Annotated in this window: 21 protein-coding genes; 8 read left to right on the forward strand and 13 right to left on the reverse strand. The window is 64.1% G+C overall.

Annotation, left to right across the window (positions count from 1 at the left end; all coding sequences use genetic code 11):
- Positions 1-38: 38 nt before the first annotated feature.
- A complete protein-coding gene (locus MUB52_RS21015) occupies positions 39-1724 on the forward strand; it encodes a chloride channel protein (RefSeq protein WP_263846113.1) in 1686 nt (561 codons plus the stop codon).
- On the opposite strand, the gene MUB52_RS21020 is transcribed toward MUB52_RS21015, so the two are convergent.
- From MUB52_RS21020 to MUB52_RS21045, 6 genes are all read right to left on the reverse strand, one after another.
- Complete coding sequence (locus MUB52_RS21020) at positions 1725-2069, reverse strand: DUF427 domain-containing protein (protein ID WP_263846114.1); 345 nt, start codon at positions 2067-2069, stop codon at positions 1725-1727.
- A gap of 66 nt (positions 2070-2135) precedes the next feature.
- Entirely contained in the window at positions 2136-3926 is a 1791-nt protein-coding gene (locus MUB52_RS21025) for an aminopeptidase P family protein (RefSeq protein ID WP_263846115.1), read from the reverse strand.
- Positions 3927-3971: 45 nt separating this feature from the next.
- A complete protein-coding gene (gene cobT / locus MUB52_RS21030) occupies positions 3972-5849 on the reverse strand; it encodes a cobaltochelatase subunit CobT (RefSeq protein WP_263846116.1) in 1878 nt (625 codons plus the stop codon).
- Positions 5846-6598 carry an aspartate/glutamate racemase family protein gene (locus MUB52_RS21035; protein WP_318527452.1) on the reverse strand — a complete coding sequence of 251 codons (753 nt, stop codon included), beginning with the start codon at positions 6596-6598 and terminating at the stop codon, positions 5846-5848. Before MUB52_RS21035 ends, cobT begins: the two co-directional genes overlap by 4 nt.
- Positions 6573-7559 carry a cobaltochelatase subunit CobS gene (gene cobS / locus MUB52_RS21040; protein ID WP_263846117.1) on the reverse strand — a complete coding sequence of 329 codons (987 nt, stop codon included), beginning with the start codon at positions 7557-7559 and terminating at the stop codon, positions 6573-6575. Before cobS ends, MUB52_RS21035 begins: the two co-directional genes overlap by 26 nt.
- A 126-nt stretch (positions 7560-7685) precedes the next feature.
- Positions 7686-8312 carry a J domain-containing protein gene (locus tag MUB52_RS21045; protein WP_263846118.1) on the reverse strand — a complete coding sequence of 209 codons (627 nt, stop codon included), beginning with the start codon at positions 8310-8312 and terminating at the stop codon, positions 7686-7688.
- A gap of 74 nt (positions 8313-8386) precedes the next feature.
- Between MUB52_RS21045 and MUB52_RS21050 the strand changes: the two genes are divergently transcribed.
- Positions 8387-8644: a BolA family protein gene (locus MUB52_RS21050; protein ID WP_263846119.1), complete on the forward strand. Its 258-nt coding sequence runs from the start codon at positions 8387-8389 to the stop codon at positions 8642-8644.
- Between the two features lie 17 nt (positions 8645-8661).
- Here the strand turns inward: MUB52_RS21050 and MUB52_RS21055 are convergent, their stop codons facing one another.
- From MUB52_RS21055 to MUB52_RS21065, 3 genes are all read right to left on the reverse strand, one after another.
- Positions 8662-9117: a DUF4177 domain-containing protein gene (locus MUB52_RS21055; RefSeq protein WP_263846120.1), complete on the reverse strand. Its 456-nt coding sequence runs from the start codon at positions 9115-9117 to the stop codon at positions 8662-8664.
- A gap of 107 nt (positions 9118-9224) precedes the next feature.
- Positions 9225-10736 carry an Asp-tRNA(Asn)/Glu-tRNA(Gln) amidotransferase subunit GatB gene (gatB, locus tag MUB52_RS21060; protein ID WP_263846121.1) on the reverse strand — a complete coding sequence of 504 codons (1512 nt, stop codon included), beginning with the start codon at positions 10734-10736 and terminating at the stop codon, positions 9225-9227.
- Positions 10737-10818: 82 nt separating this feature from the next.
- Positions 10819-11310: a hypothetical protein gene (locus tag MUB52_RS21065; RefSeq protein ID WP_263846122.1), complete on the reverse strand. Its 492-nt coding sequence runs from the start codon at positions 11308-11310 to the stop codon at positions 10819-10821.
- A gap of 357 nt (positions 11311-11667) precedes the next feature.
- On the opposite strand from MUB52_RS21065, the gene MUB52_RS21070 reads away from it, so the two are divergent.
- Complete coding sequence (locus tag MUB52_RS21070; RefSeq protein ID WP_263846123.1) at positions 11668-12330, forward strand: lytic transglycosylase domain-containing protein; 663 nt, start codon at positions 11668-11670, stop codon at positions 12328-12330.
- Position 12331: 1 nt separating this feature from the next.
- Here the strand turns inward: MUB52_RS21070 and MUB52_RS21075 are convergent, their stop codons facing one another.
- Genes MUB52_RS21075 through pepN form a run of 3 tightly spaced genes read right to left on the reverse strand, consistent with a single transcriptional unit; the run spans position 12332 to position 16052 of the window.
- Entirely contained in the window at positions 12332-12769 is a 438-nt protein-coding gene (locus tag MUB52_RS21075) for a hypothetical protein (protein ID WP_263846124.1), read from the reverse strand.
- On the reverse strand, positions 12759-13499 hold the full coding sequence (locus tag MUB52_RS21080; RefSeq protein WP_263846125.1) for an SDR family oxidoreductase: 741 nt from the start codon (positions 13497-13499) through the stop codon (positions 12759-12761). Before MUB52_RS21080 ends, MUB52_RS21075 begins: the two co-directional genes overlap by 11 nt.
- Positions 13500-13502: 3 nt before the next feature.
- Positions 13503-16052: an aminopeptidase N gene (gene pepN / locus MUB52_RS21085; protein ID WP_263846126.1), complete on the reverse strand. Its 2550-nt coding sequence runs from the start codon at positions 16050-16052 to the stop codon at positions 13503-13505.
- Between the two features lie 105 nt (positions 16053-16157).
- Between pepN and MUB52_RS21090 the strand changes: the two genes are divergently transcribed.
- The 5 genes from MUB52_RS21090 (at position 16158) to MUB52_RS21110 (ending at position 20128) form a co-directional block, all read left to right on the forward strand.
- A complete protein-coding gene (locus MUB52_RS21090; protein ID WP_263846127.1) occupies positions 16158-16346 on the forward strand; it encodes a hypothetical protein in 189 nt (62 codons plus the stop codon).
- A gap of 4 nt (positions 16347-16350) precedes the next feature.
- Positions 16351-16500 carry a DUF2256 domain-containing protein gene (locus tag MUB52_RS21095; RefSeq protein ID WP_263846128.1) on the forward strand — a complete coding sequence of 50 codons (150 nt, stop codon included), beginning with the start codon at positions 16351-16353 and terminating at the stop codon, positions 16498-16500.
- Positions 16501-16597: 97 nt separating this feature from the next.
- Positions 16598-18739 carry a malate synthase G gene (locus MUB52_RS21100; protein ID WP_263846129.1) on the forward strand — a complete coding sequence of 714 codons (2142 nt, stop codon included), beginning with the start codon at positions 16598-16600 and terminating at the stop codon, positions 18737-18739.
- An 87-nt stretch (positions 18740-18826) separates the two neighbouring features.
- Positions 18827-19252, forward strand: a complete 426-nt coding sequence (locus MUB52_RS21105; RefSeq protein ID WP_263846130.1) for a GlcG/HbpS family heme-binding protein — start codon at positions 18827-18829, stop codon at positions 19250-19252.
- Between the two features lie 99 nt (positions 19253-19351).
- Positions 19352-20128, forward strand: coding sequence for a gamma-glutamyl-gamma-aminobutyrate hydrolase family protein (locus MUB52_RS21110; protein WP_263846131.1), 777 nt, complete (start codon positions 19352-19354; stop codon positions 20126-20128).
- Here the strand turns inward: MUB52_RS21110 and MUB52_RS21115 are convergent.
- Positions 20125-20673 carry an REP-associated tyrosine transposase gene (locus MUB52_RS21115; RefSeq protein WP_263846132.1) on the reverse strand — a complete coding sequence of 183 codons (549 nt, stop codon included), beginning with the start codon at positions 20671-20673 and terminating at the stop codon, positions 20125-20127. The two genes, MUB52_RS21110 and MUB52_RS21115, sit on opposite strands and share 4 nt — an antisense overlap.
- Positions 20674-20748 lie beyond the last annotated feature (75 nt).

A 20748-nucleotide genomic window follows, 5' to 3' on the forward strand; every position in this document is an offset into this window, starting at 1 on the left:
ACGCTTGCCCTAGAGAGGGAGCAGCCAGAGTAACACGCATGTCCAGCCCGCCGCGATCCGTCCTTTCCCAGCAGCTCGATGTCGCGCTGGCCTCCTGCCGGGATGGGCTGCGCCTCTTGCGCCGCCGCGGGCCGAACCAAATCCAGTTCTGGTTTATTGCGCTTCTGGTGGGGATTGCCGCAGGCTTTGCTGCGCTGTTTTTTCGCAAAGGCGTGAATGCCTTGCAAACCTACCTCTACGGGACCGAAGACGTGCGGCTGCTGCACAGTTTCGCCGAATCGCTGCCGTGGTATCTGGTGCTGATCATCCCGATCTGCGGCGGGTTGGTGGTGGGCATCATCCTGCACATCTTCACCAAGGACGCGCGCGCCCGCTCGGTGGCGGATGTGATCCATGGGGCGGCCATGCACGATGGGCGGGTGGAGACGCGGGCCGGGCTCGCCTCGGCGCTCGCCTCGATGATCACGCTGGGCACCGGGGGGTCGACTGGGCGTGAGGGGCCGGTGGTACACTTGGCGGCGGTGATCTCCACCTGGGTCAACCGCCGCATCCATGCCGACGGGATCACCGGCCGCGACCTTCTCGGCTGTGCGGTCGCCGCGGCTGTCTCGGCCAGCTTCAATGCGCCCATTGCCGGTGCGCTCTTTGCGCTGGAAGTGGTGCTGCGCCACTTCGCGGTGCACGCCTTCGCCCCCATCGTGATCGCCAGTGCGGCGGGCACGGTGATCAACCGGCTGGAGTTCGGCGGCGTGACGGAGTTCAGCCTGACCACCGTGAACGAGGTGCAGTTCTATCAGGAGATGCCCGCCTATCTGATCCTCGGCCTCGTCTGCGGTCTGGTCGCCGTCGCCTTCATGAAAGGGATCTTTTGGGCCGATGATGTCGCCAGCAAGGTGCAGGAGAAAACCGGCATTCCCCGCTGGTTGCGCCCGGCCATCGCCGGCGCCATGCTGGGCGGGATCGCGATCTGGTATCCGCATATCATCGGGGTCGGGTACGAGACGACCTTCCTCGCCATGGATGGGCAGCTCTTGCTGCATGAGGCGGTTGTTTTCGCCGTGATCAAGACAATCGCGGTGGCCATCACCATGGCGGGGCGTATGGGCGGCGGTGTGTTCTCGCCCTCGCTCATGGTAGGCGCGCTCACCGGGCTCAGCTTTGGGCTCATCGCGACGAGCATCTTTCCGGAGGTCTCGGGCTCCATCTCGCTCTATGCGCTCGCGGGCACAGGTGCCGTGGCCGCGGCCGTCCTCGGGGCGCCGATCTCGACCACACTCATCGTCTTCGAGCTCACCGGCGACTGGCAGACGGGCCTCGCGGTGATGGTGGCCGTCTCCATGTCCACGGCCTTGTCGTCACGGCTGGTGGACCGCAGCTTCTTCCTCAGCCAGCTGGAGCGCCGCGGCATTCACCTTGCCGCCGGGCCCCAGGCCTATCTGCTGGCGATGTTCCGCGTCGGCCCCGTGATGCGGCCCATGGATCATCCCCGCGCCGCTTCGGAAGAGGCCTGCTGGGAGATGATCGGGGAGGGCGTCTATGTCGACAGCAACGCAACGCTGGAGTCGGCGATGCCGATGTTCGAAACGGGTGTGCGCTTCATTCCGGTGGTGACGCTCAGCGCGGATGCCGCCCCGCCCGAACTGCAGGGCGCACTGTTCCACGTGGACGCGCTGAAGGTCTACAACCGCGCTCTTGCGGCCACGGCCGCGGAAGAGCACTCCTGATCAGATCCGCTCAACCGTCACATCGCCGTCGGTGTAGAATGCCAGATGGTCCTTGATGCGTGCAACGGCCTCCTTGGGGGCCTCGTAGGACCACGCCACATCGCTCAGCGTCGTGCTCTTGGTCACCACCGAGAAATAGCTGGCATCCCCCTTGTGGGGGCAGTGCGTCGATTTCTTTGTGCGGTCGAGGAAGGCCATGGCGATATCCCCGCGCGGGAAGTAGATCACCGCGGGATAGCTGCCCTCCTGCAACTCCAGCGCCTCGGAACTCTCGCCCAACACGGCGCCGCCTGCGCGCACGCTCCATGTGCCTTCCGCTTTCCGGATTTTGATGTGATCGGCCATGACTGCGTCCCCCTCAAGTGCCTCTATCCGCATCGCCCGTGACAGAACGATGACAGCCGCGCCGGATCAGAGTGGCGCGGTCGCGGCATCCAACCATGTTTTCGCGCCGGACGATAGGCGCGGGCCGATCTTTTCCGCAACCTCCGCGTGGTAGCTGTTGAGCCAGTCGCGTTCGACCTTTGTCAGCATGTCGGCCACGATCAATCGCCGGTCTATCGGCACGAAGGTCAGGGTCCGCCAGTCCAGCATCTTGCGGTGCGCGTCCGCGCCGGGCTTGTGCGCGGCCTCTTGGGCGACGATGAGGTTTTCGATGCGGATGCCGAAGGCGCCTTCGCGGTAGTAGCCCGGCTCATTCGACAGGATCATCCCCGGTTCGATCGGCACATGGCTGGTGCGCGCCAGCCGCTGCGGGCCTTCGTGCACGCTGAGATAGGCACCCACACCGTGGCCGAGCCCATGGTCGAAATCCTGCCCTGCGAGCCACAGCGGCACGCGTCCCACGGCTTCGATGTCGCGACCGGCCAGCCCGACGGGCCAGCGCAGGCGGCTCATGGCGATCATCCCTTGCAGAACCCGGGTAAACGCCGCGCAGGCCTCGGCCGGCGGTGCGCCGATGGCAATGGTCCGGGTGATGTCCGTGGTGCCGTCGAGGTACTGCCCGCCACTGTCCAGCACGATCAGCTGGCCGTCTTCCAGCGGGCTGTCTGTCTCCTCGGTGACGCGGTAGTGCATGATCGCGCCGTTCGGACCGGTGCCCGCGATGGTCTCAAAGCTGATATCCTGAAGCGCATTGTCGTTGCGCCGCAGACCCTCAAGCTTGGTCACCACGTCGGTTTCGCACAGGCTGCCGGGGGGCTGCGCATCGAGCCAGGCCAGAAGTTCCACCACCGCGGCGCCGTCGCGCAGATGCACCGCAGCCGTGCCGTCGATCTCGGCGGCGTTCTTGCGCGCCTTCGGCAGGGCGCAAGGGTCGCCGTCGAATGCTGCCTGCTCGCCGAGTAGTTCCGCGAGCACGTAAGGCACGGTGGCGCGATCCACGCGCACCTTGCCGCGCAGCGCGCCCAAGGCCGCGATCAGCGCGTCGGGTGGGTGCACGGTGACGGCTTCGCCCAGATGATCGCGCACCTCGATGAGCTTGTCCTCGGTCATGAAGAGGTCCACCGTGCCGCTGTCGTGCAGAATGCAAAAGCCATGCGCGACCGGATTGCGCGGAATGTCCGAACCGCGGATGTTCAGCAGCCAGCAGAGCGAGTCGGGCAGGGTGATGAGAGCGGCTGCATGGCCGTCCTCCCGCAGGGCCTCTGCAAGCCGCGCGCGCTTGTCGTCATGGGTTTCGCCCGCAAATTCAAGAGCGTGCTCCTTCACCATGCCCAGAGGCGGCTGTGGCTGATCCTCCCAGATGCGGTCGACCAGGTTGTCGTGGACTCGCATCTCGATCCCGCTGCCCTCAAGCGTATCGCGCAGCGCGGCAATCTGCCCCGCGCTGTGCAGCCAGGGATCGAAGCCGACAACGCCGCCGTCTGGCAACTGCTCCTGCAGCCAGGCGCCGAGGGTGACATCCGGCCAGGGCACGGGTGTGTAGACATCGGCCACCTGCGCTTTGACCTGCGTGCGATAGCGGCCGTCGATGAACACCCCTGCGACCTCCGTCAAGACGGCGCAGAAGCCCGCAGAGCCGGTGAAGCCGGTCAGCCACGCGAGCCGCTCGTCCCGAGGCGCCACGTATTCGCCCTGATGCGCATCGGCACGCGGCACGAGAAACCCGTCCAGCCCCTCCGCCTGCATCACCCCGCGCAAAGCCTTCAGCCGGGGCGGCCCCTGCTCCGGCCGCGCCGTCACCTCAAAGGATTGAAACATGCGCGCTCCTTCACCCGTCCAAAAATACTCTCGCCGAAGGCGGTCTCAGCTGGCCCGCTTCATGCCCATGACGCGCGCCCGGGCCCGCGGGTCGCTGTCGAAGAGGGCCGCAAGCTGTTCGGTCATTGCCCCTGCGAGCTGATCCACATCCGTGATCGTGACCGCGCGATCATAGTACCGCGTGACATCATGGCCGATGCCGATGGCCAGCAACTCCACGGCGCGGCGCTTCTCGACCATCGCGATCACGTCACGCAGGTGCTTCTCGAGATAGTTCGCCGGGTTCACCGACAACGTGCTGTCGTCGACCGGGGCGCCGTCCGAAATCACCATCAGGATCTTGCGCGCCTCACCGCGCATCAGCATGCGCCGGTGCGCCCATTCCAGCGCCTCGCCGTCGATGTTCTCTTTCAGCAGGCCTTCCTTCATCATCAGCCCCAGATTGGGCCGGGTCCGCCGCCAGGGGGCATCGGCGGATTTATAAATGATGTGCCGCAGATCGTTGAGCCGCCCGGGCTGCTGCGGGCGCCCATCGTTCAGCCAGGCCTCCCGCGCCTGCCCGCCCTTCCACGCGCGGGTGGTGAAGCCGAGGATCTCGACCTTTACGTTGCAGCGCTCGAGCGTGCGCGCCAGCACATCGGCACAGATCGCCGCAATGGAAATCGGCCGCCCGCGCATCGAGCCGGAATTGTCGAGCAGCAGGGTCACCACGGTGTCGCGGAACTCGGTGTCTTTCTCGACCTTGAACGACAGCGGCGTTGTGGGATTGGCCACGACCCGTGCCAGGCGGCCCGCGTCCAGCATGCCCTCTTCCAGATCGAACTCCCACGAGCGGTTCTGCTGCGCCTGCAAGCGTCGCTGCAGCTTGTTCGCCAAGCGGCTCACCGCCCCTTTCAGCGGCTCCAGCTGTTGGTCGAGATAGGCCCGCAGGCGTTCGAGTTCGATGGGCTCGGCCAGTTCCTCGGCGCCGATCTCCTCGTCATGGTCGCTCATATAGACGAGGTAATTCGGATCGGCGTCAGAGGCGGGCGGTGGGGGCGGCGGCTCCATCGGCGCATCGCCCTCGGGCATCTCGGCCTCGTCGCCCATCTCCTGATCGGCCATGTCGTCCATGGAAACCTGGGCCTGGCTCGCGTCCTGCTGTTCTTCCTGAGACTGCTCGGGCGAACCTTCGGCTTCTTCCTCGTCCTGATCGTCCTGCCCGGTGCTATCGGGTTCGGCGTCATCCTCCGATCCGTCTTCGGCCTCGTCCTCCTGGTCCTCATCGATCTGGTCGGGGTCGTCGCCCAGCTGATCGCCGTAGCCGAGATCGGAGATCAGCTGGCGTGCGAGCTTGGCAAAGGCCTGCTGATCGGAGAGCACGTCGTCAAGATTGTCCAGCGTGCCGCCGCATTGCTCCTCGATGAAGCCCTGCCACAGCTCCATCACATTCTGCGCCCCGGCGGGCAGATCACGGCCCGTCGCCAGATGACGGATCAGATAGCCCGCCGCTGTCGCAAGCGGCGCATCGGCAGCCTGCGTCACCTGATCATAGCCCTTGCGCATCGCCTCATGAGCGATCTTGGCATCGATGTTGCCCGCAGTGCCCGGCATGTCGCGCGCACCCATGGCTTCGCAGCGGGCCGTCTCCATCGCCTCGTAGAGATCGCGCGCCATATCGCCCTGCGGCTGGTACTTTGCGTGAGTCTGGCCGTTGTGATAGCGGCGGTTCAGCGCCAACGCATCCGCTGTCCCGCGCGCCAGCATCACCTCGTCGCGCGTCATGCGGCGGCTCACCTGTGGCAGGCGCATCGAGTCGCCAGACATGCCCGCCGGGTCTACCGAGTAGGACACCGACAGCTCGGGGTCATTGGCCATGACCTTCGTGGCCTCGCCGAGCGCTTTCTTGAAGGCGTCTGCCGGGTTGTCGGAGGGTTTGCTCATGAGCTGCCTTTCATCGCGGCGTCGAGAGTGATGCGCCCGGCGGCCAGATCAGCCAGCAGCGCGACGTGCACATCCAACGCATCGATCACTTTATACCCCGGGTCGTGCCCGTCAAATGCAAGGTTGAGGTCCGTGCCCGCCAGAATGATCGCCTCGGCCCCCTGATCCGCGACCATGCGGCGTCCCGCTTCGAAGAACAGCGTGCGGTCATCGTCGGTGCAATGGCCGCGCAGGGCCATATCGATGTAGGCGCGCCCAATCTCCTCGCGGTTTTCCTGCGGAGCGACGGCGGTGGTTCGCGTCAGCTGCCCGTAGAGCTGGGTGCGCATCACCACATCTGTCCCCAAAAGCCCAAGGGTGCCAAGCCCTTGCGCCACGAAATAGACATCGAGCGGGGCTACGGCGCTGATCAGAGGCAGGGGAGATATCGCCTCGGTCTCCGCATAACAAAAGTGGCCGCCCAGCGAGGTGATCGCAGCGCAATCCGCGCCGGCGGCCTTGAGCCGGCCGATCAGCTCGGCGTAGATCTCCGCCTGCGCCTGCCGCGCGTCGGTGCGGTTGTTTCGGACCAGTGTGCCGGCATCCGCGTTCACGATGGTCAGATCAAGCGCATGCCCCATCTCGCGCAGGCGTGCCGTGAGCCGCTGGTAGTAGGCAACGGTAGCGGCAGGCCCGATCCCTCCGATCAGCCCCAGATGCATGGCGACATCCTCCGCACGCCGATCAGCCGAGGCTGACGCTGGCAGCACTCTCGGGCAGTTCCTCGTCGAAGAGCCGCTGGTAGAACTCCGCCACGGTCTGCCGTTCCAACTCGTCGCACTTGTTGAGGAAGCTCAGGCGGAAGGCGTAGCCGACATTGCGGAAGATCTCGGCGTTCTGCGCCCAGGCGATGACCGTCCGGGGGGACATCACGGTCGACAGATCGCCGTTCATGAAGGCTGTCCGGGTGAGGTCCGCGACGGTGACCATCTGTTTGACGATCTTGCGGCCGCGCTCCGTGTTGTAATGCGGGTTCTTGGACAGCACGATGGCAGTCTCCGCGTCGATGCTGAGGTAGTTCAGCGTGGCCACGAGCGACCAGCGGTCCATCTGGCCCTGGTTGATCTGCTGCGTGCCGTGATAGAGCCCGGTGGTATCGCCGAGACCGACTGTGTTGGCCGTCGCGAAGATACGGAAGTAGGGGTGCGGCGTGATCACCTCGTTCTGATCGAGCAGGGTGAGCTTGCCGTCGACCTCCAGCACGCGCTGGATCACGAACATCACGTCGGCCCGGCCGGCATCGTACTCGTCAAAGACGATCGCGGTTGGATTGCGCAGCGCCCAGGGCAAGATACCCTCTTGAAAATCAGTGACTTGCTTGCCGTCCTTCAACTTGATCGCATCCTTGCCGATCAGATCGATCCGGCTGATGTGACTGTCCAGGTTCACGCGCACCGCCGGCCAGTTCAATCTCGCCGCCACCTGTTCGATGTGGGTCGATTTGCCGGTGCCGTGATAGCCCTGAATCATCACGCGGCGATTGTGCTGGAACCCGGCGAGGATCGCCAGTGTGGTGTCGGGGTCGAACTTGTAGGTGGTGTCGAGCTCGGGCACACGGTCGCTGCGGTCTGCAAAGCCTTTGACGACCATATCCGTGTCGATGCCGAAGACGTCGCGGACGTGGACCTCTTCGGTAGGCTTCATGTTGATGTCCAATGCGCCGTCGGCCATGAGGTGTCACCCCTCTGCAATAATACGAAAACCGGGCCCACGGTCGGCCCGGCCCCTCTGGTGCAACATATATGGATCAGGTGCAAGGGAAAGGGGCGGTCCAGTTGCACAGAAGCGATAGCGCCATCAGTCCTTGAAATTGCGGCTACCCTTGATCTGGTCCCAGGCCCAGACGACCTCTTGCAGCTGCTCCTCCTGGCTGCGGTCACCGCCGTTCATGTCCGGGTGCAGCACCTTGATCAGCGCCTTGTAGGCCTTGCGCACCTCGGGCTTCGTCCAAGTGTCCTTGGCTTCGAGAATCTCCAGCGCGCGGCGCTCGGTCGGCGGAAGACGGCGCCCCGAGCCTGCGTTACGGCCGGGGTTCTGCGTCGCATTGGCGCCGAGGACCTGATGCGGATCCTCGATGCCAAGCCGGGCCCAGGCGCGCGCCTCCGGGTCGCCGAGGGGTTTGGTCGCGCGCTCCCAGACCTTGTCTTTCGACATCTGCGCGTTCATCTCGGCCTCGGTGGTCCCATCGAAAAAATTCCACTTCAGGTTGTATTCCCGCACATGCGTCTGACAGAACCAATAGTAGTCGTCGAGGACATCCGGCGCTTTCGGCGCGCGATACTTGCCCGGCTCGTCGCATCCGTCCTTGTCGCAGATCCGCGTCGACGTCTCCGACGCCCCCGACATGCCACGCCGTCCGCGCGGGTTCTTCTTCTTCGAGGAAGACACGGACATATCGAAGCCGAAAGGATCAGGTTTGGACATATTGGCACCTATACGAGTCGAGGCGGCTTAGTTTAAACTGCACGTTGAAAGAAGGAAGAGGCATCGGCAAAAAAATGTCTAGACGTCAGCAGATTGAGGACCGGTTGCGGGCGGCGTTTTCGCCACGCGAATTGCAGGTGGTGGATGACAGCGAAAGCCATCGCGGTCATGCGGGATACCAGGAGGGCGGTGAAAGCCACTTTAACGTGGCGATCCGGGCTGAGGAGTTCAAGGATATGAACCGGGTCGCGCGGCATCGTGCCATTCACGCCGCTTTGGGCCCCGAGCTGATCTCGGAAATTCATGCGCTTGCGCTGGATGTGGACGGCTGAGCGCCGCGCCGCTAAGTCTATGATGTCTCGGACTTTCGGCTCGCTGCCAGTTTTTTAAGCGAATCCGTCATGCCGGCCACGTCGCTCGGCTCTTCCACGCCGTTGTCGGTGAGCATCCGGCTCGCGCCGGCGCTCCGCGCGGCGTCCTCGTCGGGTGTCCGCGGTGTCGTGATCTCATCCGCGCTGTGCGGTTCTGCCGCAGCCGGTGTGACGACCAATGCGGGCGCCTGCACCTCTTCCTCCAGTGCCTTGCGGAAGACCAGCACGTTGCGCCAGTTGGTCGTCGTCGAGGCAAGCCCGGACCGCTCGATCGAGGGCAGAGCTTCGGCGCGCTGATACTCCCAGCCGTCAGCGGCCATCCGGTTCATGACCTCTTCCAGTGCGTGGGAAAACCGATCCTCGGGTGTCTTGATCCCCTTGGCCTTCACGCCCCGATTGGGGGCGGGGATCACCCGGTACTGGTACTGTGGCATGCGCCGATCTCCAAACTGATGACGTCCTCTATACCAAGGCCACCGGGGTCGGCAAAGCAGCGTCGGTGGTCGGTTGATATCGCGCCGCGCGGTGCGGCGGTGCGCCTTTACCCCTTCAGCTTCTGCGCGACCAGCTGGTTCACCGCCTTGGGGTTGGCCTTGCCGCCGGTCGCCTTCATCACCTGACCCACGAACCAGCCCGCGAGCTTGGGGTTCTGTTGCGCCTTGGCGACCTGGTCGGGGTTGGCGGCGATGATTTCATCGACAGCGGCTTCGATGGCGCCGGTGTCCGTCACCTGCTTCATGCCGCGCGCCTCGACGATCTCGGCCGGGTCGCCGCCTTCGGTGTAGACGATCTCGAAGAGCTCCTTGGCGATCTTGCCCGAGATCGCGTCAGAGGCGATGAGGTCGATCACGCCGCCGAGTTGCGCGGGGCTCACCGGGCTTTCGGTGATGTCGGTGTCGTCTTTCTTCAGACGCCCGAAGAGCTCGTTGATCACCCAGTTCGCGGCCATCTTGCCGTCACGGCCCTTGGCCACCGCCTCGAAGTAAGCCGCCGAATCCAGATCGGCCGTCAGGACACTTGCGTCATAATCGCTGAGCCCGAAATCGCCGATGAAGCGTGCCTTCTTGGCATCCGGCAGTTCCGGCAGATTGGCCGCGATGTCATCGACCCAAGACTGCTCGATGGTCAGCGGTAAGAGGTCCGGATCGGGGAAATAGCGGTAATCATGCGCCTCTTCCTTGGAGCGCATCGAGCGGGTCTCGTTGCGGTCCGGATCGTAGAGCCGCGTTTCCTGATCGACCGTGCCGCCGCCTTCGACAATCGCGATCTGGCGGCGCGCTTCCACTTCGATGGCTTGTTGGATGAACCGCAGGGAGTTCATGTTCTTGATCTCGCAGCGGGTGCCGAGGTGTCTGAAGTCCTGCGTCGCCTGGTACTTCTCGTAGTCGCCGGGGCGGCAGATCGAGACGTTTACATCCGCGCGCAGGTTGCCGTTCTGCATGTTGCCGTCACAGGTGCCAAGGTACCGCAGGATCTGGCGCAGCTTGGCGACGTAGGCGGCTGCTTCCTCGGGCCCGCGAATGTCGGGGCGGCTGACGATCTCCATCAGCGCCACGCCGGTGCGGTTGAGATCCACGAAGGACATATGCGGGTCCATGTCGTGGATCGACTTGCCGGCGTCCTGTTCGAGGTGGATGCGCTCGACGCGCACCAGGCGGGCCGTCCCGTCACCCATCTCGACCAGCACTTCACCCTCGCCGACGATGGGGTGGTAGAGCTGGGAAATCTGATAGCCCTGCGGCAGGTCGGGGTAGAAGTAATTCTTGCGGTCGAAAGCGGAGGTCAGGTTGATCTCGGCCTTCAGCCCCAGCCCGGTGCGCACTGCCTGCTCGACGCAGAACTCATTGATCGTGGGCAACATGCCCGGCATGGCCGCATCCACGAACGATACGTTGTTGTTAGGCTCGGCCCCGAATTTGGTGGAGGCGGCGGAGAAAAGCTTGGCCTTTGAGGTAACCTGCGCGTGCACCTCCATGCCGATTACCAATTCCCAGTCATGCTTGGCGCCCGCAATCACTTTGGGTGTGGAGGTGTCGTAGGTCAGATCCAGCATCGGGGTCCCTCGTCAGGCAGGTCGGCGTGTGCGAGGGTTTAGGGCAGCGCCGGGCCTGCTGCAAGCCCTGGCGCAAAGGGCGTCAGCGCGCCTTGGGCATATCGCGCCAGCTGATCTCGACCGAGCCTTCCGTCTGATCCGGCAACCGCTTGCGTGGCATCATGCGCGCGTCGCTGGTGAAGTCGGGTTTGATCCGCACGGCGATCACGCAGCAGAAGGGCTGCGACAGATCGACGGTCACGATCTCGTGGCCCGCATAGGGTGGCAGCGCGATGATCTGCGCGGCATCGAGATCGCCCTCGCCAAGAACCGGGTCGGTGGTCGGCAGATCGAAGGCCAGGGCCGCCTCAATGCGCGCGATGCCGTCGTAGATCGGCAGATGCAGACCGGTCATCTCGAAATAGGACCGCGCGCATTGCAGCATCCGGGTGTGCAGCGTGTGCAGTCGCGCGCGCGGGTCAGCGGAGGCCGCGGCGCAAGGGGCCACTTCTCGGACTGGCGCTGCCGCCTTGCGGTGCCAGTCGATCCAGTCGCCACTGTCCCAATGGGTGGCATCGGCGGGAATGTTGCTCATGATGGGTCCTTTCCGTCTTGGATCGTCGGATCGGTCTGGGCAGGACGCGCGGGCGTGGTCCGATGTGGACCGGCCCGACGGCGAGCGGCCAGATGTGGCATGGTGCAAAAAAACGGGAGCGACATAGACGACCCTCAACTGGCGACTGACAGCAAGCTGTCTTTCTTTTACGGCCGAAACGTGGCAGCCGTACGAAGATATCTCGTTGATTCTTGCGTTGTCCTAAGACAATCCGCCGCAGTTGGTGATAAATCTGTTACGATCTGAGCGAAGTTTCCCGCGAGGGTTGAAGTTGCATGCGCCAGGGCCCGCCGAGGCCGCTTGCGCGAGGGGGCTGAGTCGTCGCATAGAGGCGGGATGAGATTGATCCTGACCTTGATCTTGGGTCTCGTGCTCTCTGCCCCGGCACCGCTTGCAGCGGAGTCGGACGCCGATACGGAGCCGCCCAAACAGCTTCCGCTCATGCGCTGGAGCCACATGGAGAATGCGAGGCTCTGGAACGCCGCGGCTTTGCGCGCGCTCAGACAACACGGGCGCGTGCTGGTCGAGACGGTGCCGGCCGATATCGCGAGGTGGTGCCCTTATTACGCGGAGGCGGGCACAGCCGGGCGGGAGGCCTTCTGGGTCGGCTTCATGTCGGCGCTTGCCAAACACGAAAGCACCTACAAGCCCTGGGCCGTCGGCGGTGGGGGGAAGTGGTATGGCCTGTTGCAGATCGCGCCGGCGACGGCGCGCGGCTACGAGTGCCGGGCCGGCAGCGGTGAGGCGCTGAAGGACGGTGGTGACAACCTCAGCTGTGCGATCCGGATCATGGCCGTGACCGTGCCCCGCGACGGCGTGATCGCGGCCCGTGACACGAGATGGCGCGGTGTGGCGGCGGATTGGGGGCCCATGCGGGTGCCCTCGAAACAGCGCGACATCGCCGCGTGGGTCAGCGCGCAGCCCTACTGCGCGGCACCGCAGGAACCGGTGAAACCTGCCCGCACGCGTCTGCCGCGCACTCACGGCGAAGACCGCTAGTTCACCCGACCAGCGAGAAGTGATGCCGTTCGGTCCGGACCCCGAGATCCTGCAGCGCGGCTTCGAACGCCTGATGCGGCGGGGTGGCTTCGTAGGGCAGACGCAGCTTGCGCCCGCCCCGCAATACGGCCGTTGCGCGCACCGAAAAGTCGAGCCGGGTGTCGAGGCGGATATGATCGACCTCGTTCCAGCTCACATCCACCTCACGTTTGCCGCTGAACCAGGTGATCCCGCGCGCATCCATCCGCAAGCCCGCGGCGGGGTTGGTGAGCAGCTCCCAAACGGCGGGCAGGGTGAAAAGCGCGATGATCGCCATGAGCCAGGGCGCGGCATCGACGGCGATGATCGCAAGGAGCAGGGCGGCCCAGACTGCAAGAAGGCTGCAGAGCGTGATGCGGCTGCGACCCTGACGATGATAGGTAAACGGCTCAGCGGCCACCCGTCACGTCCAGCGTCGAGCCGGTTACATAGCTGGCGTCTTCGGAGAGCAGCCAGACGATGGGCCGGGCGACCTCTTCGGCGGAGCCCTTGCGCTTCATCGGCACCATGTGGGCGAGCCGGTCGGCCCGGCCGGGCTCACCGCCCTTGGCGTGCAACTCGGTCTCGATCAGACCGGGGCGGATGGCCATGACGCGGATGTTGTCCCCCGCAACTTCATCCGACAAGCCTTTGGTAAAGCAGTCAATTGCTGCTTTGGAAGCGGCGTAGTCCACATATTGGTTGCCCGAGCCGAGCCGCGCGGCGGCGGAGGAGATATTCACGATCACACCGCCGTCGCCTTGCGCCTGCATGCGGAGCACCGCCTCCTTGGCCACCAGCATCGCACCGATCACGTTGATGTCGAACATCCGCCGCAGGCGCGCGTGATCCATATCCGTCAACTTCGCGGTCTGGTCGACCACGCCCGCGTTGTTGATCAGCGCATCGAGGCGGCCGAAGTCGGCGTCGATCTTGGCAAAGACCTCGGCAATGGCGTCGGGATCGGCCACATCCCCTTGGCAGAGGATCACCTTAGCGCCTGCGGCGTGGCACTCGGCCGCCACTGCTTCGGCGCCCACGGTGTCCGAGCGGTAGTTCAGCGCCAGATCATAGCCTTTCGCGGCGGCGATGCGGGCGCAGGCCGCCCCGATCCCGGCAGAGCCGCCGGTGATGAGCAGAACGGGTTTCATAAGTCAGGTTCCTCGAATACGGGTCAGCATTTCTGTGGTGTCGCGCGACAGCTCCGGCAGTGCGAGGATGCGGTCGAGCTCCGCGGCGATCATGGCTTGACGGCCCTCGTCGTAGCGCTTCCAGGTCTGGAAGACCGCGCACATGCGCGCCGTGGTCTGCGGGTTCACCGGATCGAGCTTGATCAGCCAGTCGGCGAGCAGGGTATAGGCCGCCCCGCTGTCGTGGTGGAACCCGGCGTGATGCGATGCCATCGCGCCCAGAACCGACCGGAAGCGGTTGGGGTTCTTCCAGTTGAAATCAGCGTGTTCCGTGAGCTTCTGCGCCGTGGCCGCCACCGCGTCTGGCGCGGCCTGCATCACCTGAAGCCCGAACCATTTGTCCATGACCAGGCGATCATGCGACCATTGATTTTCAAAGGCATGCAGAGCATTGTCGCCCGCCTTCTCCCGCAGCAGCACGGCAAGGGCAGCGAGCTGCTGGGTCATGTTGTCCGCCGCGTCGTACTGAGCCTGCGCCCGAGCGGGGCCCTCGAGCCGTGCAAGCAGCGAGAGCGTCGCGTTGGCCAAGCTGCGCCGCCCCGACTGCTCGGCGTTGGGTTGGTAGTCTTCGCGGACCTGATGCGCCTCATGCAGTCCGGGCAGGACGTCTGAGAGGCGCTCTGCGAGTGCGTCGCGCAGTGTCTCGCTGGCGGTCCAGATCGCGGCCGGGTCGGGCACTTCGCCCATGTCGTGCAGGGTGCGGGCAAGATCGGACTGTGCGGGCAGGCCCAGCATCAGTGCGCGATAGGCGGGGTCGAGCCCGTCCTCCGCCATGACCGCGTGCATCCCGTCGAGATAGCGTTGGTCAGGCTTTGCGCCGTCGCGTATCATGGCCAGCAGGCTGGCGCGGGCGAGCTCGCGCCCGGCCTCCCAGCGGTTGAACGGGTCGGTGTCATGGGCGAGCAGGAACGCCTGATGCTCCTCGGGCATTTCGCGGTGCAGCACGACCGGTGCGGAGAAGCCGCGCAGCACCGACGGAATGGGCCGCTCGGGCAGACCCTCGAAGGTGAAGGACTGCGAGGTCTCGGTCAGCTCCAACACCTGGCTCGGCACCAGCTCTTCGCCGCTTCGCGACAAGAGGCCGGTGACGATCGGGATGACTTGGGGCTGCGGGTCGGGCGTGGTGGCGGAGGGCTTCAAGTCTTGCGTGAAGGTCAGGATATAAGTGCCTGAATACCAGGCATCTCTCACGGTCACAGTCGGGGTGCCAGCTTGGCTGTACCAGCGCTTGAACTGCGCCAGATCGCGGCCCGTGGCGTCTTCGAAGACCTTGAGCCAGTCCTCGATCGTGCAGGCCTGCCCGTCGTGCCGGTCGAAATAGAGGCTGAGCGCCTTGTCATAGCCTTGCGCACCCACGAGACGGCGTAGCATACCGATGACCTCCGCCCCTTTCTCGTAGACCGTGGCGGTATAGAAGTTGTTGATTTCCTGAAAGCTTTCGGGGCGCACGGGGTGGGCCAGCGGCCCCTGATCCTCCGGGAACTGGCGCGCGCGCAGATCAATCACATCCGAGATGCGTTTCACCGGGGCCGAGCGCATGTCGGAGGTGAACTGACTGTCGCGGAAGACCGTCAGCCCCTCTTTCAGGCAGAGTTGGAACCAGTCGCGGCAGGTGATGCGGTTACCGGTCCAGTTGTGGAAGTACTCATGAGCGATAATCGCCTCGATCCGCTCAAAATTGTTATCCGTGGCGGTTTCAGGGGATGCGAGCACGGCCGAAGAGTTGAAAATGTTCAAGCCCTTGTTTTCCATGGCCCCCATGTTGAAGTCGTCGACGGCCACGATATTGAAGACATCGAGGTCGTATTCGCGGCCATAGACGTCCTCGTCCCACCTCATCGAGTCTTTCAGCGCCTGCATGCCGAAAGCGCATTTGCCCTCGTCGCCCGGGCGGACGTAGAGGTTCAGATCCACCGCGCGGCCCGAGCGGGTGGTGAAGCGGTCGGAATGCGCCACCAGATCACCCGCGACGAGCGCAAAGAGATAAGCCGGTTTGGGCCAGGGGTCGTGCCATTCGGCGTGGCCGTCCGAGGCATCGACCGGGTTGCCGTTTGACAGCAGCACCGGGTGCGGCCCGTTGATGGTGACGGTGAAGACACTCATCACATCGGGGCGGTCGGGATAGTAGGTGATCTTGCGAAAGCCTTCCGCCTCGCATTGGGTGCAATACATGCCGTTCGACATGTAAAGCCCTTCAAGCGCGGTGTTGTTCGCCGGGTCGATCTCGACCTCCGCCTCCCAGACGAAGGGCGCGTCGGGCACGGGGCAGGTCAGACCCTCGGTGGTGATCTCGGGCTGCACTGGTTCGCCGTCGATCCGCGCCGAGACCAGGGTCAGGTTTTCGCCGTGCAGAAAGATCTTTCCGCCCGCGTCGGGTTTGGGCGCAAACGCAATCCGGCTCTTCACCCTTGTCGCGTTCGGATGCAGATCGAAGGTCAGCGCCACGGAGGTGACCTCGAAACCGAAGGGCTTGTAATCTTTCAGATAAATCGTCGTCGGGGCCGCGTCGCGCATCGGGTCACCTGCCTGGGTTATGGAACCGGAGAGATGGTCGGGACGTTAAAGACGCAACTGCCGGGTCGCAACCCGGCTTAATCGCCCTAAATGAAAGGAATGACCATGTCAGCACCTGACACAAACATCGAACGTCAAACCGACCGTCATTGGCCGTCGATCATCGGCATCTGCTTTGCTTTGGCGGTGGGTGTCGCGATTGGACTGGGCATTGCCTATGTCACCGACGTCGATGGCCCGCAGGTCAGTGAGATCGAGTTGCAGAACGGCACGGCCGTGATGTCGGACGGCTAAGACCATGCGGCGCAAGGGTGACCTGCCGCAGAAAACCTGTGTGGTCTGCGGGCGTCCCTTCGCGTGGCGCAAGAAATGGGAAAAGGTCTGGGCAGAGGTGCGCTATTGCTCGGAGCGGTGTCGCCGCCAACGGCGCGGCGGCGACACCGCATGATTGGTAAGATCAAATTACCAACTTTGTTGCCTATCGGAAACTTTCCTCCTACACCTTCGGTCACACGCCTGACCGCAGAGTACGAGGAGCGCTTTTCATGGCCGGTTATCAGCAAAAAAACGACCTGCAAGCCGCGGACACTCTTGCCAGCTTCATAGACAAACAGGCGCTGCCGGGAACCGGTGTGTCGCCCGAGGCGTTCTGGCAGGGATTTTCCGATCTGGTTCACGAGACGGCCCAGGAAAACCGGGATCTGCTGGCGCGCCGCGAGGACTTGCAGGCGCAAATCGATGCCTGGCATCTGGAACGGCGCGGGCAGGCGCATGATCATGACGCCTACTGTGCTTTCCTGCGCGAGATCGGCTATCTGGTCGAGGAAGGCGATGATTTCGAAATCGACACCGCCAATGTGGACCCGGAGATTGCAAGCGTGCCGGGGCCGCAGCTGGTCGTGCCGATCACCAATGCGCGCTACGCGCTGAACGCGGCCAACGCGCGTTGGGGAAGTCTTTATGACGGATTCTACGGTACCGACGCCATGGGCAGCGCACCACCGGGTGGGGGCTATGATCAAGGGCGCGGCGCGCGGGTGGTGGCACGCGCACGGGTGTTTCTCGATGAGGCCTTTCCGATCACGCGCACCTCTCACGCGGATGCGAAGCGATACTATGTGCACAAGGGCGCGCTGCTCGTCGATGACCAGTTCCTCGTCGAGCCGGAGAAGTTCGTCGGCTACACCGGCCATCCGAAGGCGCCCGACAGCGTGATGCTGCGCAACAACGGGCTGCATGTGGAACTGGTCTTTGACCGCACCCATGCGATCGGCAGCCGCGATCAGGCGGGGCTCGCGGATGTCCGGCTTGAGAGCGCAGTCTCGGCGATCATGGATTGCGAGGATTCGGTGGCCTGCGTCGATGCTGAGGACAAGGTCGTGGCCTATGCCAACTGGCTCGGGCTGATGAGGGGGGATCTGCAGGAGACCTTCGAGAAGGGTGGCGCGCAGATCACCCGCGCGCTCAATCCCGACCGGGAGCTGATCGCGCCTGATGGTACCAAGCTCACCCTGAAGGGCCGGGCGCTGATGCTGGTGCGGAATGTGGGGCATCTGATGACCAACCCCGCGATCCTCGACAAGGATGGCAATGAGATTTTCGAAGGGGTGATGGATGCGATGATCACCACGCTCATCGCCATGCATGATCTCCAGCGCGAGGGGGGCAATTCGCTGACCGGCTCGGTCTATGTGGTGAAGCCAAAGATGCACGGGCCCGAGGAAGTGGCCTTTGCCGATCGCACCTTTACCCGTGTGGAAGAGATCCTCGGCCTGCCGCAGGACACCGTGAAACTGGGTATCATGGATGAGGAGCGGCGCACCTCGGTCAACCTGAAGGAATGCATTCGGGCCGCGCAGAGGCGTGTGGCCTTCATCAACACCGGGTTTCTCGACCGGACCGGTGACGAGATTCACACCTCCATGGAGGCGGGACCCTTCAGCCGCAAGGATTTCATCAAGCGCAAGGCCTGGATCGGGGCCTACGAGAACCAGAATGTGGACATCGGGCTGGAGTGCGGCTTGAGCGGGAAGGCGCAGATCGGCAAGGGCATGTGGGCGATGCCCGACATGATGGCGGCGATGCTCGAGCAGAAGATCGAGCATCCCAAGTCGGGTGCAAACTGCGCCTGGGTGCCCAGCCCCACGGCGGCAACGCTCCATGCGCTGCATTATCACAAGGTGGATGTCTTTGCGGTGCAGGAGAAGCTGCGCAAGGGCGGGCGGCGCGCCTATGTCGATACGGTGCTGAACATCCCGCTGGCGGAGTACCGCAAGTGGAGCGAGGATCAGATCATCCGCGAGGTGGAAAACAACGCCCAAGGCATCCTGGGCTACGTCGTGCGCTGGGTCGATCAGGGGGTCGGCTGCTCGAAAGTGCCGGACATCAACAACGTGGGTCTGATGGAAGATCGCGCGACCTGCCGGATTTCCGCCCAGCATATTGCCAATTGGTTGCACCACGGCGTGGTTGATGCGCAGCAGGTCATGGCGGTGATGCGCAAGATGGCCGAGGTGGTGGACGCACAGAACGCGGACGATCCGCTCTACCAGCCGATGGCTCCGGGATTTGACGGCATCGCCTTCCAGGCGGCCTGCGATCTGGTTTTCAAGGGCCGTGTCCAACCTTCGGGATACACCGAGCCGGTGCTGCACGCGCGACGCCTGGAGTTGAAAGCCAGCACGTGAGGCCGCTGTCGCCTGGGGGCTGTCTGCCCCCGCGCCTTGCGGCGCTCCCCCGAGGATATTTATAGCCAGAAGAAGCAAGGAGATGAGATGACCATCAGTTTGAGACGAGCCCGGACGATCATTCGCAAGACCTTCGAGAAGGGGCGCGAGATGGAGCTGAAACCGCTGTCCGTGGTTGTGCTGGATGCGGGCGGCAATGTGCAGGCCTTCGAGCGCGAAGACGGTGCAGCGCCTGGGCGCTTTGCGATTGCCTTTGGCAAGGCCTATGGATCGGTGATGCTGGGCATTCCTGGTTCGGCGCAGATGGCGCGTGCCGAAAGCCAGGGCTATTTCATGACCTGCGTGAACGGAGCCTACGGCGGCAATGTGATTCCCGTGCCCGGGGGCATCTTGCTGCGTGACCGCAAGGGTGCGATCGTCGGTGCCGTCGGCGTGACGGGCGATACCTCGGACAATGACGCAGTTGCGGGCGTTGCCGGGATCGAAGCCGCGGGGCTTGTTGCTGAAAGCTGAGGCACTTTGCAATTGCGCACAGGTCTTTGCGCGGTCATGGACTGTTAACCGGCCGCGTGCAAGGGTATGGTCCCGGGACTGATAACACGAGGGTTTTCCATGGCGCGGCCGGTCATTGGCATCATCTGCAACCACTATTTGATCAATGACGAGTACCCCGTACATGCAGGGGGCACCATGAACTCGGATGCGATCGCGGCGGTTGCCGGCTGCGTCCCGATGATCGTGCCCTCCAATCCGGACTACGTGTCGATCAATGATCTGCTGGAGGCCTGTGATGGCTTTCTGCTGACCGGCGGGCGGCCCAATGTGCACCCTGAGGAGTACGGCGAAGAGGCCACTGAAGCGCATGGCGAGTTCGACCGCGCACGCGATGCGATTGCGCTGCCGCTGGTGCGGGCCTGCGTGGAGCGCGGCCAGCCGTTCCTGGGTATCTGCCGCGGGTTCCAGGAGGTCAATGTGGCGATGGGCGGGTCGCTACATCCGGAAATCCGGGATCTGCCGGGGCGGATGAACCACCGGATGCCGCCTGACGGGACGCTGAAGGAGAAGTTCGAGAACCGCCACACGGTCTCTTTCACGGAAGGCGGCGTGTTTCACCGTCTGATGGGCGCGCAGGAGGTGGTGACCAACACGCTGCATGGTCAGGGGATCAAGGTGCCTGGCCAGCGCGTGGTGATCGATGGTGTGGCATCCGATGGCACGCCAGAGGCAATGTTTATCAAGGACGCGCCTGGTTTCACACTCGCGGTGCAATGGCATCCGGAGTATGAGGCGGCGAAAGATCCGGTGTCTCGCCCGCTGTTCGCAGCTTTCGGCGAGGCTGCACAGGCCTGGGCGGCAGGGCGCCGGCTCACGCCCGCCCAGGTGGCCTAGACCTTTTCGGGTGGAGCGGTTTTCAGACCCATTTCACTGAACTTCGGTGCACGGGCCGGGGAGTGAGCCATATGCGCCGTCGCGAGGTCGCGATGCAGCGATGTCCAACTCCAATCGGTCGGTCGCTCCACCAGCCCCGCTTCCACGGGTGCGGTATGGATCAACCGGCGGTGCAACATCAAATCGTGGGCTGATCGGATGCGATGTTCCCAGAACCGGCGTTGCCAGATGCCTTTCTCCTTGCGCAGGATTTCCGTGGCGGTCCGGCTCTCGGGGGGCGGAAGAGCACGGGAGAAGCGGCTTTTCAGATAGCTCCAGCGCGTGCTGAAGTCGGCGTCGTCCTCCGGCAGGGTCCAGATGGTGTGAATCGCGGCGGGCAGGACGACGATGTCGTCGATGCTGAAGGGGTAGCGGCTGACGGTCTCGCGCATCGCGCGACGCAAAAGGTCGACCTCATCGGTCAGCAGGCTGCTGCGCGGATCGGCGAGGCGGGCGGTGAAGAAAAAGGTGGCGCCAGGCGTTTTGGAGCGGATCTGATTTCCCATAGGCTGAGGCTAGCCACGGCATGGTTAAGGAAAGCTGAATCCGAAACCGCGCCCAAGGGTGGCCTGAAAGCCCAC

The organism is Roseobacter sinensis (assembly GCF_025755255.1).
Classification (GTDB): domain Bacteria; phylum Pseudomonadota; class Alphaproteobacteria; order Rhodobacterales; family Rhodobacteraceae; genus Roseobacter; species Roseobacter sinensis.

Coding starts and splice junctions, on each gene's coding strand:
- MUB52_RS21015 (WP_263846113.1), top strand. CDS start 39: ATGTCCAGCCCGCCGCGATCCGTCCTTTCCCAGCAGCTCGATGTCGCG.
- MUB52_RS21020 (WP_263846114.1), bottom strand. CDS start 2,069: ATGGCCGATCACATCAAAATCCGGAAAGCGGAAGGCACATGGAGCGTG.
- MUB52_RS21025 (WP_263846115.1), bottom strand. CDS start 3,926: ATGTTTCAATCCTTTGAGGTGACGGCGCGGCCGGAGCAGGGGCCGCCC.
- cobT (WP_263846116.1), bottom strand. CDS start 5,849: ATGAGCAAACCCTCCGACAACCCGGCAGACGCCTTCAAGAAAGCGCTC.
- cobS (WP_263846117.1), bottom strand. CDS start 7,559: ATGGCCGACGGCGCATTGGACATCAACATGAAGCCTACCGAAGAGGTC.
- MUB52_RS21045 (WP_263846118.1), bottom strand. CDS start 8,312: ATGTCCAAACCTGATCCTTTCGGCTTCGATATGTCCGTGTCTTCCTCG.
- MUB52_RS21050 (WP_263846119.1), top strand. CDS start 8,387: ATGTCTAGACGTCAGCAGATTGAGGACCGGTTGCGGGCGGCGTTTTCG.
- MUB52_RS21055 (WP_263846120.1), bottom strand. CDS start 9,117: ATGCCACAGTACCAGTACCGGGTGATCCCCGCCCCCAATCGGGGCGTG.
- gatB (WP_263846121.1), bottom strand. CDS start 10,736: ATGCTGGATCTGACCTACGACACCTCCACACCCAAAGTGATTGCGGGC.
- MUB52_RS21065 (WP_263846122.1), bottom strand. CDS start 11,310: ATGAGCAACATTCCCGCCGATGCCACCCATTGGGACAGTGGCGACTGG.
- MUB52_RS21070 (WP_263846123.1), top strand. CDS start 11,668: ATGAGATTGATCCTGACCTTGATCTTGGGTCTCGTGCTCTCTGCCCCG.
- MUB52_RS21080 (WP_263846125.1), bottom strand. CDS start 13,499: ATGAAACCCGTTCTGCTCATCACCGGCGGCTCTGCCGGGATCGGGGCG.
- pepN (WP_263846126.1), bottom strand. CDS start 16,052: ATGCGCGACGCGGCCCCGACGACGATTTATCTGAAAGATTACAAGCCC.
- MUB52_RS21090 (WP_263846127.1), top strand. CDS start 16,158: ATGTCAGCACCTGACACAAACATCGAACGTCAAACCGACCGTCATTGG.
- MUB52_RS21095 (WP_263846128.1), top strand. CDS start 16,351: ATGCGGCGCAAGGGTGACCTGCCGCAGAAAACCTGTGTGGTCTGCGGG.
- MUB52_RS21100 (WP_263846129.1), top strand. CDS start 16,598: ATGGCCGGTTATCAGCAAAAAAACGACCTGCAAGCCGCGGACACTCTT.
- MUB52_RS21105 (WP_263846130.1), top strand. CDS start 18,827: ATGACCATCAGTTTGAGACGAGCCCGGACGATCATTCGCAAGACCTTC.
- MUB52_RS21110 (WP_263846131.1), top strand. CDS start 19,352: ATGGCGCGGCCGGTCATTGGCATCATCTGCAACCACTATTTGATCAAT.
- MUB52_RS21115 (WP_263846132.1), bottom strand. CDS start 20,673: ATGGGAAATCAGATCCGCTCCAAAACGCCTGGCGCCACCTTTTTCTTC.